Raw genomic sequence first — 13,144 nt, 5'->3', positions numbered from 1 at the left:
TCGGAACAGGAATACCTGTTTTTGAATAGTACTTGCCTGATCTTGCAAAGAATCTGATTTTATATGGCGTTTTAAAAAGCTCTGCAAACATCTTACTTATCAGATTGGATAGCCACATGAAAGGACTCACCGAACTGCTGACCTGCATTCAGGAAATTTCCGGCGGAAATTATTCCAATGACATCATGCACCTGACCACCGAGGATTATGATCCCTATGTGCGGGAGCTGGCGGAATCCGTGGGCTTGATGATGGTTCGTATTGAAGCGAGAGAGTTTGCACTTGAGCAGGCCAATGAAGAGCTTAAGTGCAATGTTGTGGCTACCGTAAAGGCCGTGGCGAGAGGTTTGAGTCTTCGTGATCCGTATACCCGTGGACATGCGGAGCGGGTAGGGCTTTACTGCGAGCGTCTTGCCAAGCGGATGGGGCTTCCCGAAGATGAGATTTGGACCGTACATGTAGCCGGGACTTTGCACGACATCGGCAAGATCGGTTTCAGTGACCGCTTGATCCAGAATGTGGATACCAAAGTTGATGCTGGTATGCTGGCGGAGATCAAGCAGCACCCGGAATGGGGATTCAAGATGTTGCGCGGACTGGATTTCCTCGGTCCAGCCTTGGAATATGTGCGTTCGCATCATGAACGGCTGGACGGTACCGGATATCCTAACGGTTTAGCGGGCGATGAAATTAAGACCGGGTCACGTATCCTCTCCATTGCTGATGTTTTTGACGCAGTGACTACCACTCGCAGCTATCAGGAAGCCATGGACCTTGAAAAAGCTTTTTCCATCCTGCGCAAACTGGCCGGCCCGTCCCTTGATCCGGAACTGGTCGAACTTTTCATCGCCGATATCAAAGAGAACGGCCTTGAGGATGTGGAAGAAAATTTCAGCACCTGTCCTATGGAAAAAACAGGGAATCTGGAAAAAGATACAAAAAAATAACTAAGAATCATTCCTAATATACTTGCCTTCTTTTTAGAAGTGCTTATTATCTTTCTTCGTGTTAAGCATATCTTAACAATCGCATGGCACAGCGAAGACCTAATAAAAGGTTTTGATTCGCCTCTTTCTGAGGCCCACCCCTTCGGAACGTTGCCTTTTGGGCATTTCTCTAATCTGTTTTTCTACGGATTTGCGGGATTCTTAACCCCTCTTTGCGAAAGGGTTTAAGCCGCCAAAGGTAAATTTTAATAAACTAAAAGCGCTAAGCGCATCAAATCAGCCTCTTATCATGAATAAAAAATCTATCCATATTGAAGGTGCGCGTCAGCACAATCTTAAGAATTTGAACCTTGATATTCCGCGTGACCAACTGGTGGTGGTCTGCGGCCCTTCGGGGTCCGGTAAATCCACCCTGTCTTTCGACATTGTCTATGCCGAGGGCCAGCGCCGTTACGTGGAATCTCTTTCCGCATACGCAAGGCAGTTCCTGCCGCAGCTGGACAAGCCGCAGGTCGATAAAATCGAAGGGCTTTCCCCGGCAATTTCGCTGGAACAGCAATCCACCTCGCGTAACCCGCGTTCTACAGTGGGGACGGTGACTGAAATTTATGACTTCCTGCGTGTGTTCTTTGCAAGACTGGGAAAATTTCATTGCCCTGAATGCGGCACCCCCATCGCGGCTCAGACCTCGGATGAGATTCTGGAACGGATCATGGCGCTGGGGGAAGGCACCAAATTCATGCTGCTGGCTCCCATGGTCGATCACCAGAAAGGGACCCATAAGGATCTGTTCAAGAAGCTGAAAAAAGAAGGCTTCGTGCGTGTGCGCGTGGACGGGCAGGTCTACGGGATTGATGATGTGCCGGACCTTGAGAAGAACAAGAAGCACAACGTTGATCTGGTGGTGGACCGCCTTGTGATCAAGGGTGACATGAAAAAGCGTCTCGGCGATTCATTGGAACTGGCCTTGCGCTACGGCGATGAATCCATCGTGGTTTCTATCATCGGCGGCGAGGATGTTTACCTCTCAACTATGTCCACCTGCCCTTCATGCAAGATCAGCATGCCCAAGCTAACTCCGCAGCTGTTCTCGTTCAACAGTCCGCAGGGAGCCTGTACGCTCTGCTCCGGTATCGGCAGCGTGGAATATTACGAGCCGGAATTGCTGGCCCCCAACAAAGGACTTTCCCTGAAGACCGGGGCGGTCATTCCGTGGAAGTCCCCGAAAATGTTTGAGCGTTACGAACTTGATTTCAAGCAGCTGGGTAAAAAGCACGGCTTCAAGGTCGATACCCCGCTGTGTGAATTTTCTGCAGCTGCGCACAAGGCCTTGTTCTATGGCGACAAGGAATTGGGCTGGGAAGGCGTGGTTGATCTTCTTGAAGTGGGCCACAACCTCGGGCGTATCTGGCGTGACGAGCTTTCCCGTTTCAGACAGTCACGGCCCTGTCCGGCCTGTGACGGCGCGAGACTGCGTCCGGAGTCATTGGCAGTTAAGGTTGAGAATGTATCAATTTTTGATTTTTGCTCCATGTCCATTAAGCGTGCCCTTGATTGGCTCGAAGAACTGGAATTTACCGGCCATGAACTGCTCATTGCCGAGCCGCTTTTGAAGGAGCTGACCCACCGTCTGGGATTTATGGTCAATGTCGGCCTTGATTACCTGAACCTTGGCCGAAACATGGCAACTCTATCCGGTGGTGAAGCCCAGCGAATCAGGCTGGCCGGTCAGCTCGGTTCCGGGTTGGTAGGTGTTACCTACGTGCTTGATGAGCCGTCCATCGGCTTGCACCCTCGTGATAATGAGCGCTTGATCAAAACCCTGCGGTCCCTGCAGTCCCGGGGCAATACCGTGTTGGTTGTTGAGCATGATGAATCTACCATTCGCAATGCCGACCATGTTATTGAAATCGGTCCCGGTTCGGGCATGCTCGGCGGGGAAATTGTTTTTCAGGGCAGCGTGAAAAAACTGCTCGATAAGGCCCAGACTCTGACCGCTAAATATCTGCGTGGTGAACTGGCGCTTGATAAACCGGAAGAACGGCGTGTGCCCAAAGACTGGATCAAGCTCAAGGGTGTTAAGACCAACAACCTCAAGAATCTTGATGTGGATATCCCTTTGGGAGTGCTCTGTTGCTTTACCGGTGTTTCCGGTTCAGGCAAGAGTTCGCTGGTGGTGGATTCCATGTACAAGCATCTTGCTCTTTCACGCGGGGTGAAAGTGGACCAGCCCGGACGTATCGCGGGTATTGAAGGGATTGAGAAAGTGGAGAAGGTTATCTCCATTGATCAGTCGCCTATCGGCAGGACTCCGCGTTCCAACCCGGCGACCTATACCAAGATTTTTGATGAAATTCGTAAGATTTTCTGTGCCACCAAGGAGTCCAAGAAGCGCGGCTACAAACCCGGACGTTTCAGCTTCAACGTTCGTGGCGGCCGTTGCGAAGCTTGTCGCGGGGACGGACAGATCAGGGTGGAGATGCATTTCCTGCCCGATGTCTACGTGACTTGCGATGTCTGCAAGGGCAAGCGCTACAACAGCCAAACTTTGGAAGTGGACTACAAGGGCAAGAATATTGCCGAGGTGCTGGATTTGACCGTGCGTCAATCCAAGGCATTTTTTGAGAACCACCCCACCCTTAAGCGCAGGCTGGAAGTGCTGGAGCAGGTCGGACTTGAATATTTGCAGCTGGGTCAGCCCGCTACCACCCTTTCCGGCGGGGAAGCGCAGCGCATCAAGATATCCCGTGAACTTGGCAAGCGCAGCCTGCCCGGAACATTGTACATACTTGATGAACCTACCACCGGGTTGCATATGCATGAGGTCGGTAAGCTGATCAAGGTCTTGCAGCAGCTGGTTGAAAAGGGAGCCACGGTAATCGTCATCGAGCATAATACCGATGTGATCCGTGCTTCTGACTATGTCTTTGACTTAGGTCCCGGAGGCGGGGAGTCCGGTGGTCAAATTGTGGCTCAGGGAACACCTGAGGAAATTATCGCCAACCCGGATTCAGTGACTGGAAAGTTCTTAATCTAAGAAAGTAAAAGGCCGGAGGGATAATCCTTCCGGCCTTGTTTTTATTCATCTATTTCGATGTATTCTATGTCCAGATGAGTCAGGAAATGCCTGATCTCGGCAGTGTAGTCCGGTACATCGGACATATCCTCATCCATGGCTTTATCTTCAATGAGTGTTCCCAGCCGGGTTAACTCATCAAGTCCGTATGAAGAGCCGGTGCCTTTTAAGCGGTGACCCAGCAACCTGATGATTTCGAAGTTTTTTTGTTCAACAGCTTCTTCAAGTTCAACAAGTTCTTTTTGTCTGATTTCCAGGTAACGGCCCATGATGGCTTCAAGGTCTTCGTCTACTTGTACGAGAATTCGTTCGGTCATGACATCTCTCCCGGGCGAAATAATTCAGTTATGAAATGGAATTGTTGAATTTTGACTAATGTTACTTCTTCTCAGAATCTTTTTCCACTTCTTTTAATTCTTTTTGTCTATCTTGCCCGAATTTGGCATCGAGAAAGCTTTTGGTTTCTGGAAGCTGCAGCTGAAATTCGTTATAGGTTCCGACTTTGGCAGCCAGATTTTTGAAAACACAATTCAAGACATGTCCGCCGGAGCTCCGTTCCTTGGTAATGAAGTGCCAGTGGAAGCCCGGAACCCCGATTCCTTTGACATAAGAAGGGCTCTTAATGCCGATCAAGGTCCCTGACACATCCTTAAAACCAAAGATGCTTTGGTCCTTAACTACTTCTTTCAGCGGGGGATAAGGTTTTTGCTGGGCCGGGACACTGCGGGTACGTATTTTGCGGAATTTCCCGTCAATGCGGATAACGTAAAAAAGGTTTTCAGAGTCAAGGGACTGTGAAATCTTGTCGTTCAAATCCTCAAGGGATTTTACGGAATCAAGCTTGATTATTTTTCCTGTCTTGAAAAAGGCCGCAGCAGCAAATGGGGTGCGTTCATTATCATCCATTCTAATTGCTTTGCCGCGGGCATTGATTTTGTAGACCTCTCCATCAAGGAAGACCATTTCCCCATCCAGCTGATTGAATGTTCCCAGCCCGGTATCCCCGTACTTTTTGAGTCCGCCGATGGTCAATTCGCCGTCATAATTACCGATCAGCAGGGAATCAATAGTCGAATATTGGTAAATGGAATCGCCTGCGCAGGAAATTCCGCACAGGGAGAAAAGAAAAATAGTTAACAGTAGAAAAACGGAATAGAGCTTGTTAGTAAACTTCATTTTTATTCTTGCTTATTGTGGCCGTTTATAAGGGCTAGAACATATTTTTTTCAAGCCGTTTGATCCAGACATCCCCGGTGTAGGTACAGAAAAGAAGTTTTCTGCCCACATTTCCACCTACATCCATGCTGAGAGGCTTGAGTCCTTTTGCTTTCAGGTTTTCCAGTGCGGCATCAACATTTCTATTGCCGATACCCAGCGCGCATGACGGCCTTACCTGAGAATAGGTCAATCCGGTTGCTCCACCGAAAAGTTTGACCTCAAGCTCGTTTTTCCTGACCCCCAAGCGTCTCATACTCTTTAGCAAATGGTCTACGGCTGTGTCCACATATCTGCAAATCTGAATGGAAGGCTCGTTTATATCTTTTATTTCCGAGCGGGAAGGCAGGAATGCGTGGCAGATAACTCCCTGTCTTTTGCGGGGAGAATACATGGATATTGCCACACAGGAGCCGAGTACTGTGGAAACAATAGTCGGTTTAACTCCAAGGTATGCATCGCCGGTATGCAGGAATACCCGGCGTATATCAGATTGATTTTGTGGCATTGTGTTCATGTTATCCGCGATTTGGAAATTTTAACGAGTCTTATGATAATATATCACTATCGCATTGCTGCCCAGTATTATTATACAGTTTTGTTTTGCCCGGTTTAAAAAATAATAAAGAAAGATGGTATTATAAAAGGCTTAATTGTTGCGAATCATCATGAGTACTTCTTCAAATTCTTCAAGTGGAGCAGCGCCGGTGACTGTGACCCCGTTTACAAGAAAGACCGGGGAGGCGGTAAGCCCGAGTTTGCGCGCTTCCTTACGGTCTCCGTCAATTCGAGCTTTTACCTGCGGGGAATTCAGGGTCTGATGTAGTTGTTTCATGTTCGCGCCGCATTTTTCTGCCAGCTGATCAAGTTTTTTTGTCCCGTTTTTTTTGATTGCCAGCCTGTTTTTTAAGATCATCCGGTTAAGCTTCATGGCCTTGGCCTGATCCTGAAGGGCCAGCGCTTCGTAATAGCGTGAAGCTGGAAGTGACATCTTATGTAGTCCCAGAGGATTATGACGGAAGCGGTAATTGACTTCAGGATGTTTTTTCAGCAGTGCATGAATTATTTTGTCAGCTTTGGCGCTGGTTGCGCTTTGAAAGTCGGAAAAAACAATGATGCTGATCTTACCATTCGGCGATCCCCAGACCGGGCGGTCCGGGTGAAGTTCAGCTATTTTCGGATTTTTAAGCTGCTTGAGCCTTGCTTCTCTAATCCTTGATTTATTCTTTTTTTCCAATCCGACCTGCAAAAGATCATAGAGCTGTTCTTCGTGCCCCTGCAGAGCTTCAAAGATGAGTTCCGGATTGCTTTTCAGGATCTGGCGAATCTCTTCTTTGCTGACGGTCCGGGAGGTTTCTGCCCCGCAAATCTGTGCACAGAATAAAATTGCCGCAGTCAGCAGAATAATAAGGGCGGGGCGAAGCATAGCAGTAACCTCAGGATATTTTCTCCGCAGCAACAAGTGCGGAGCTGTAAATATTAAACATGGTTCCAAATCCGGAAATCTCAAACACTTCACTGATCATACCGGTAATATTGGCAAAGGCAATGGTTCCTTCTGTTGATTTAAGTTTCTTGGCGCAAAAAAGTATGGCCCGCAGTCCTGCACTGGAAATATATTCCAGTTCACCGAGATCGAAAACTATTTTGACCTCTCCGGCTTCAATGCATTTGCACATCTCATTTTCCAGCGTGCTGGAGGTAAGGGCGTCAAGGCGGCCTTTTATGCCCATGATTAATACGTCGCCGACTTTTTTACTGCTGATTTCCATTGTGAATCCTTAAAGAAATATAGCTATGGTTGAGCTTGTAGCTGTGTAGTTATTAAAGCATAAACTTCATCCATTTGCGGAAGTTTGTAAAGAGGACTCTTCGCTTTGTAGGTATGGTTATAAGTTCAGAAAAATATTGTACCTATCTAGTCTTGCTAAGGATAAAAGTTAGATTTTATGAGCTATTGCATTGTCAGGTGCAGGTACGCAAGTAGAATTAAATATAAATTAACATGGCTGAATAAATAATATATGGTGATGAGTAGTAAATTTAAAAAACTCAGGACTCCACCTTATTGGAGACACAATGCCTGAACAGACAATCGACCCGCAAATAATCGGTGTTGTAACCGGAATCCAAGGTGAAGCTTTCGCCGAATCAGGTGCAGGAGTAAGAGCTCTTGTTTCAGGATCGCCTGTGTACAAAGGTGAAGAATTGGTGACTGCTGCGGGTGGTAATGTTGAAGTCAGGTTTATTGATGATACCTTGCTTTCCCAAGGCGCAGACTCTCGCGTCGCATTAGACGATTATTTTTATGATGATTCCGCCGGGGTTGGAGATTTTCTGGTTGATATTACTCAGGGAACCTTCCGTCTGGTAACCGGGAAAATTGCGGAACAAAACCCGGAACGTTTCAAGGTCGGCACCCCTCTGGCAACAATCGGTATCCGCGGGACCATTATCCTTAGTGAAGTTGGTCCTGACGGCGAAAAACACGGTGTTGAAGAAATTCATGCCGGAAAGGCCATGCTCCTGCAGAGTAAGGCTACTGGGCAAATGCGTCAGCTTTTCTCCGGCCAGATGGTCGATGTCAGCACTTCCGGTCTGCTCAGTTCGGTTCGTCCCCTCTCTCCCCGCGAATTACAGGATTTTAGAAAAATTGCTCCTCAAAACATTAGGCAGGAACAGGATATCCGTGAGCAGCAGGATGATGAACAGCAAAACGATGATCAGACTGAAGAGCAGAATATAGAAGAACAGGCCGGCGAACAGAGTGGGGAGCAGGCTGGTGAAAATCCTCAGCAGGGTGAGCTTTCCGGTGATGTAAATCCGGGTGGCGGAGATGTGCTTGGTCCTGATGGTGTGTTTGCCGGCGGCATAATTGAGGGCGGGGGAAATTCTATTGAACAGCCTGTTGAGCCAAAGGCAGATAAGGACGCCGGAAATGTCGGGCGAGATCTGGGTAGAGAAATTACACCTGAACCGATACCGGTTGGACATCAGAATGGTGGAAGCGGAAATAAGAATGGTGAGATCACAGCGCTTATCGAAGGTCCTGACAATAACGATACCGGCACCACTGCCAGCGGCACAACCTCCGACCCGCACAACATCACCGGGAGCGGTCTTATCACCGGGACCTCTGAAGCTGACACCATTACCGGAAGCAGTTCCAACGATATCATCAGGGGGCTGGCCGGAAACGATACCTTGCACGGCTTGGGTGGAAATGATGAGCTCAATGGTGGTCTGGGGGATGACTACATTGATGGAGGCGCAGGGATAGATTTTGTAAACTATGTTGATGCCACGGGAAGCGTGAGCGTTTGCCTGACAGATGAAACATCCAGCGGTGCTGATGGGCATGATTCCCTGTCCAGTATTGAAGGAGTTTTTGGCTCGGCCAGTGGTGACTCCATTTATGGGAACAATGGTTCCAATACTCTATACGGAAAGGATGGAGTTGACACCGTGAGTGGGTATGGAGGCTCCGACACCATTGTTGGCGGAAGAGGTAATGATGTTCTTGACGGCGGCACGGGTGCTGCTTCTAATGTAGACTTTGCATCCTATGCAGAGGCAACAGACAGCGTAAGCGTCAGCCTGACAAGCGGATCTTCCAGCGGGGCGGATGGAGAGGACACCCTTTCTAACTTTGAAGGAATAATAGGTTCGGCCCATGTCGACACCCTTGACGGTGACAATTCAGCCAATACTTTGCTCGGTAATGACGGTAACGATACTCTCATCGGCAGAGAAGGTGATGACCATCTTGATGGTGGAGAGGGTATTGATTCCGTTTCTTATGCCGGGGCCGGAGCCAGCGTAAGTGTGAGCCTGCTGGATGGAACCTCAACCGGGGCGCACGGAGCAGATACACTGTCCAATGTCGAAGGAATAAACGGTTCCCCTTACGGTGATACCCTTACGGGTGATAATACGGCCAACACATTATGTGGTAATGGCGGGGATGATAATCTTTACGGTAACGGTGGTTCAGATACCGTTTCATACGTAGACGCCAGCGCTAGTGTGACAGTGAATCTTGCAACCAATACTGCTACCGGAGCGGACGGTAACGATACCCTCAGTTCTATTGAAAATGTAACAGGTTCTTCGCATGCCGACACCATTACCGGTGATACCGGTAACAATATTTTTTATGACAGTGATCGTTCCGCAGATGTTTATGATGGCGGGGACGGGATTGATACCGTGGATTATTCCGGTATGACTGGGTTCATCAATGCCCTTTTCGACCAGAACAAGGTGACAGTCGAGTACGATATGCCTCCAGATAATGACACCATTACCGGAATTGAAGTGGTCATAGGTACCCAGTATGACGATGGCTTTCAAGTCGGGGACAGAAGTGCAACCATGCATGCCGGGGAGGGGCTTGACCGCATGCATTGCACAAGTGTTTCTTCTGGAATTACAATCAACAATAGTACTGGCACAGCAACCAGCGGAGCATTTACATTTGGCTTTAGCAGTATAGAAGATTTCTATGCCAGCGGTCTTGTGGATACATTTATAGGTGCTACCTCGGGATCAGAGACCATCGACTGTGGGCATGGCTCAGATACATTTACACTATATGATAATGCTGAGACAACCATAAAATATGGGTCATTATATGCAAATGCGGATACCATAACCAATTTTAATAGTGGAGAAGATAAGTTCCTGTTTACTAGCCCGATGGATTTTGACAATACCGCCGGATTCAAGGCTGACGGGACCGTATCCGGATCACATTTGGCGTATTTCGTTTATGAAAGTAATAAGCTGTACTACGATGCTGATGGTGATGCTAACGGTTCGGGAGGGCAGGTTCTTATTGCCGATATTAGTGGGGACGCAGTTCAGCAAAGTGACATTACTTTCAGTTGGTAATCCTGTCCTTATTGGAAATTAATCCACGTCGGAACCAGTCTTCCGGCCTCGGATAATTCCTTTTCCAATTGTTCCACATTTGGTTCCACCATTTTGACCAGCCGCCAGTATTTGGCGGAATGGTTCAGGTGCACGGTATGGCATAGCTCGTGGATGAGTACGTAGCGGGCCAGACGGTAGGGCAGGAACATGAGCTTCATGTTCAGGTTGATGTTGCCCTTGGCGGAACAGCTGCCCCAGCGTTTGCGCTGGGCACGGATGAATACCTTGCTGAAGGGCAGGTTCAGTTCTGCTGATATCTTTTTGAGTTCCGGCACAAGGAATTCACGGGCTTCACTGCGTACAAAACGGGTCAACACTTCCAGCTCTTCTTCCGGGGACCAGCCTTCACCGCTCAGGAGCAACTTATCCACATTGCGGCGCATGCGCAGGCCCGCTTTGCGGTTTTTGACCCTTCTGACCGTGAAGACCTTCCCGCTGGCTGCAAAGCATATTTCATCGGGCAGGACCAGTTCCGGCGGGTTCAGGGATAATCCCTTTCCCTCCAGCTTGCGGATATTGTGTTCAATCCATTCCCTCCTTTTCTCCAGAAAATAGGGTACGTCCCGACGGTTAACTCCCTTGGGCAGCACTACTTCGATCCCCTTATCCGGGATGAGTTTGATGATCACGTTTTTTGCTCTCGGGCTGACCCGTATAGTGTGCGGGGGAGGAAAATCTGCCATTTTATGCTTGCTGAATTTTAGACTTGTTTTATGTCTGGTGCGGGATTACTTTTGCCGTCCTTACTGAATGCATCCGTTTATCATAATCTCACCATTTCAAGGATCACATCGTGCCTACAAAAAGCTTCACTTCCCGTAAGATGTATATATTTCTGCTGGTGCTGACCATCGCCACCACTATCGGTTTCCAAGGCTGGAGAACACTGCTCAACAACTTTGCTGTTGAGGTGGCCGGGCTGGACGGCGGCCAGTTCGGTATGATCGGTTCCATCCGTGAAATTCCGGGCTTCCTTGCCCTGCTTGTAATCTACGTGCTCATGTTCATCAAGGAGCACCGTCTGGCCGCACTTTCGGTAATTGTTATGGGGTTTGGTATCTGCATGACCGGATTCATGCCTTCTTTTGCCGGTCTGGCTTTTACTACTCTGGTGATGTCTTTCGGTTTTCACTATTACGAAACCCTGAACCAGTCCCTGACTCTGCAATATTTCGGTTACACCGAGGCACCGCTTGTTATGGGCCGTTTGCGCAGTCTTGCCGCAGCGACAAATATCTGCGTTGGAGTGGTGGTAATTTCCATTTCCGGGTTCATGGGCTATTCAGAAATTTTTCTGGGAGCGGGTTTGATCGCGGTTTTGGCCGGACTCTATTGTTTGACACGTGATCCGTCTTCCCCGGACCTTCCGCCGCAGCACAAGAAGATGATCTTTCGTTCCAAATACTGGCTGTTTTACGCCCTGACCTTTATCGCCGGGGCGCGCAGGCAGATTTTTGTGGCCTTTGCGGTCTTCCTGCTGGTTAAGAAGTTCGGGTTTTCATTGCAGCACATCGCCATACTCTTTGTGGTCAACAACGTGATCAACTATTTCGTCAACCCGATCATTGCCAAGTCGGTGAACAAGTTCGGCGAGCGTAAGGTACTGACCCTTGAGTACGCCAGCCTGTTCCTTATTTTCACTGCCTATGCCTACACCGACAGCCCACTGGTGGGTGCCTTCCTCTACATTCTGGACAATATCTTTTTCAATTTCACCATGGCTATCAAGACCTTCTTCCAGAAGATTGCGGAGAAGCCTGACATTGCCCCGTCCATGGCGGTCAGCTTCACCATTAACCATATTGCAGCTGTTTTCGTGCCTGCGTTGGGCGGCATCGCCTGGATGCAGGATTATCGCATTGTCTTCTTCGGTGCTGCCGGGATGTCATTGATATCCCTTGTGCTCAGCCAGTTTGTGGACCGTGAATTGCGTTTGAAGGGGCAGGTCTAAATAACTTTATAATCATACTTAATAGTTCTTAAGTTACGATTTTATAGAATTGTTATATTAGCTTTCTGAATGGATTGTTTTCTGCTAGGAAGGTGTTAGTTTTATTTTGTTGATAATTATGAGAGGAGCAAAGTTTTGCCGATCAAGCTTACAAATATATTTCTCGCACTGTTGATGATCTGCTGCGCAAGCAGTGCCGCTGCTGAAGAGAGAAGTCTTTTTGAACCTATATCCATAAGGGTCACCGGGAAATATCTTTCCGATGCCGACTACAAGGACAGTGACGGTTCTTCAAGTGTTGCCGGGGGGCAGGCCCGTTTGAGGGCCGGAGGTTTTTCGTTCAGTTATGAAGGACAGCATTATTCATGGGACAATGTCGATCAGCTTAATTTCGGTAACAGGCGGGATGACCCGTGGAATACCCTGCACCGTTTTAGCCTTGGTTATACCTACAATGGTTTGATCAATAAAAACTGGTTCTATGGCGCCGGGATTACCGGGACTTCCTCTTTTGAAGAACAGATGGAAGATTCCTTTGGTGGAGCCTTGCGTGGGCACATCGGTTATTTCTTCAATGAAAATTTGAAGGCGTTGATCGGTCTGCGTGCTTTCGCCAACTCCATCCGCGTTTCAGCAATGCCTTACTTCGGCATCAACTACACTGACTACGCTGCTGACGGCTCAGGCTATTTCGTGAACCTTGGCATGCCCGCCACCGAGATAGGATATACTTTTGACAAGGCTTCCACCCTGCGCGCGGCATTCAACTTTGATGGCAAGACTTACCGCCTCAAGGATGACAGCACTGTATCTGATGCCGGGTATGTTCAGATGAGCAGTATGAAGGTCGGTCTCTATTACGATTACAAACCCGTAAAAAATTGCTCCATATCCATCGGGCCGGAATATGTGTTTGCCCGGGAAACAAAGTTTTTTGATAAAAGCGGAGACAAGTATGGATCAGAAGATCAGGAGGCAGCCTTCGGAGCCTTCTTTAATTTGAGGTACAAGTTTTAAACA

The 13,144-nt window shown here is 48.4% G+C and carries 11 protein-coding genes; 5 read left to right on the top strand and 6 right to left on the bottom strand.

Annotated features, from left to right (window positions below):
• Positions 1-116 precede the first annotated feature (116 nt).
• Together ACO05Z_RS17705 and uvrA are read left to right on the top strand one after the other, a co-directional pair.
• Entirely contained in the window at positions 117-947 is an 831-nt protein-coding gene (locus ACO05Z_RS17705; RefSeq protein ID WP_421903508.1) for an HD-GYP domain-containing protein, read from the top strand.
• A gap of 289 nt (positions 948-1,236) precedes the next feature.
• Positions 1,237-3,984 (top strand): excinuclease ABC subunit UvrA, encoded by a 2,748-nt coding sequence (gene uvrA, locus ACO05Z_RS17700; RefSeq protein ID WP_421903507.1) that lies wholly within the window; start codon positions 1,237-1,239, stop codon positions 3,982-3,984.
• 41 nt (positions 3,985-4,025) lie between these two features.
• Here uvrA and ACO05Z_RS17695 read toward each other — a convergent pair whose 3' ends face one another.
• The 5 genes from ACO05Z_RS17695 to ACO05Z_RS17675 all read right to left on the bottom strand — a co-directional run bounded on the left by ACO05Z_RS17695 (position 4,026) and on the right by ACO05Z_RS17675 (position 7,010).
• The gene (locus ACO05Z_RS17695; protein ID WP_421903506.1) at positions 4,026-4,340 is read right to left on the bottom strand and encodes an Hpt domain-containing protein; all 315 of its coding nucleotides are present in this window, start codon (positions 4,338-4,340) and stop codon (positions 4,026-4,028) included.
• A gap of 61 nt (positions 4,341-4,401) precedes the next feature.
• The gene (gene budA / locus ACO05Z_RS17690; protein ID WP_421903505.1) at positions 4,402-5,199 is read right to left on the bottom strand and encodes an acetolactate decarboxylase; all 798 of its coding nucleotides are present in this window, start codon (positions 5,197-5,199) and stop codon (positions 4,402-4,404) included.
• A 34-nt stretch (positions 5,200-5,233) separates the two neighbouring features.
• Positions 5,234-5,746 (bottom strand): chemotaxis protein CheD, encoded by a 513-nt coding sequence (locus ACO05Z_RS17685; RefSeq protein WP_421903504.1) that lies wholly within the window; start codon positions 5,744-5,746, stop codon positions 5,234-5,236.
• 141 nt (positions 5,747-5,887) lie between these two features.
• Complete coding sequence (locus tag ACO05Z_RS17680) at positions 5,888-6,664, bottom strand: DsbA family protein (protein WP_421903503.1); 777 nt, start codon at positions 6,662-6,664, stop codon at positions 5,888-5,890.
• A gap of 10 nt (positions 6,665-6,674) precedes the next feature.
• Positions 6,675-7,010 (bottom strand): STAS domain-containing protein, encoded by a 336-nt coding sequence (locus tag ACO05Z_RS17675; RefSeq protein WP_421903502.1) that lies wholly within the window; start codon positions 7,008-7,010, stop codon positions 6,675-6,677.
• Between the two features lie 307 nt (positions 7,011-7,317).
• Here ACO05Z_RS17675 and ACO05Z_RS17670 point away from each other — a divergent pair, with 307 nt between their 5' ends.
• Positions 7,318-10,131, top strand: coding sequence for a FecR domain-containing protein (locus ACO05Z_RS17670; RefSeq protein ID WP_421903501.1), 2,814 nt, complete (start codon positions 7,318-7,320; stop codon positions 10,129-10,131).
• 8 nt (positions 10,132-10,139) lie between these two features.
• Here ACO05Z_RS17670 and ACO05Z_RS17665 read toward each other — a convergent pair whose 3' ends face one another.
• On the bottom strand, positions 10,140-10,856 hold the full coding sequence (locus ACO05Z_RS17665; protein ID WP_421903500.1) for a M48 family metallopeptidase: 717 nt from the start codon (positions 10,854-10,856) through the stop codon (positions 10,140-10,142).
• A gap of 110 nt (positions 10,857-10,966) precedes the next feature.
• Between ACO05Z_RS17665 and ACO05Z_RS17660 the strand changes: the two genes are divergently transcribed.
• Complete coding sequence (locus ACO05Z_RS17660) at positions 10,967-12,124, top strand: MFS transporter (RefSeq protein WP_421903499.1); 1,158 nt, start codon at positions 10,967-10,969, stop codon at positions 12,122-12,124.
• Positions 12,125-12,259: 135 nt separating this feature from the next.
• Positions 12,260-13,141, top strand: a complete 882-nt coding sequence (locus tag ACO05Z_RS17655; protein ID WP_421903498.1) for a DUF6268 family outer membrane beta-barrel protein — start codon at positions 12,260-12,262, stop codon at positions 13,139-13,141.
• The last annotated feature ends 3 nt before the right edge of the window (positions 13,142-13,144 follow it).

It is taken from the genome of Maridesulfovibrio sp. (genome assembly GCF_965230075.1).
In the GTDB taxonomy this organism is placed as follows: domain Bacteria; phylum Desulfobacterota; class Desulfovibrionia; order Desulfovibrionales; family Desulfovibrionaceae; genus Maridesulfovibrio.
This window is presented reverse-complemented; position numbering and strand designations above follow the sequence as displayed.

Excerpts from the sequence above, each read along its gene's own strand:
- budA (WP_421903505.1), bottom strand. The coding sequence starts at position 5,199 with ATGAAGTTTACTAACAAGCTCTATTCCGTTTTTCTACTGTTAACTATT.
- ACO05Z_RS17695 (WP_421903506.1), bottom strand. The coding sequence starts at position 4,340 with ATGACCGAACGAATTCTCGTACAAGTAGACGAAGACCTTGAAGCCATC.
- ACO05Z_RS17680 (WP_421903503.1), bottom strand. The coding sequence starts at position 6,664 with ATGCTTCGCCCCGCCCTTATTATTCTGCTGACTGCGGCAATTTTATTC.
- ACO05Z_RS17670 (WP_421903501.1), top strand. The coding sequence starts at position 7,318 with ATGCCTGAACAGACAATCGACCCGCAAATAATCGGTGTTGTAACCGGA.
- ACO05Z_RS17675 (WP_421903502.1), bottom strand. The coding sequence starts at position 7,010 with ATGGAAATCAGCAGTAAAAAAGTCGGCGACGTATTAATCATGGGCATA.
- ACO05Z_RS17665 (WP_421903500.1), bottom strand. The coding sequence starts at position 10,856 with ATGGCAGATTTTCCTCCCCCGCACACTATACGGGTCAGCCCGAGAGCA.
- uvrA (WP_421903507.1), top strand. The coding sequence starts at position 1,237 with ATGAATAAAAAATCTATCCATATTGAAGGTGCGCGTCAGCACAATCTT.
- ACO05Z_RS17705 (WP_421903508.1), top strand. The coding sequence starts at position 117 with ATGAAAGGACTCACCGAACTGCTGACCTGCATTCAGGAAATTTCCGGC.
- ACO05Z_RS17685 (WP_421903504.1), bottom strand. The coding sequence starts at position 5,746 with ATGCCACAAAATCAATCTGATATACGCCGGGTATTCCTGCATACCGGC.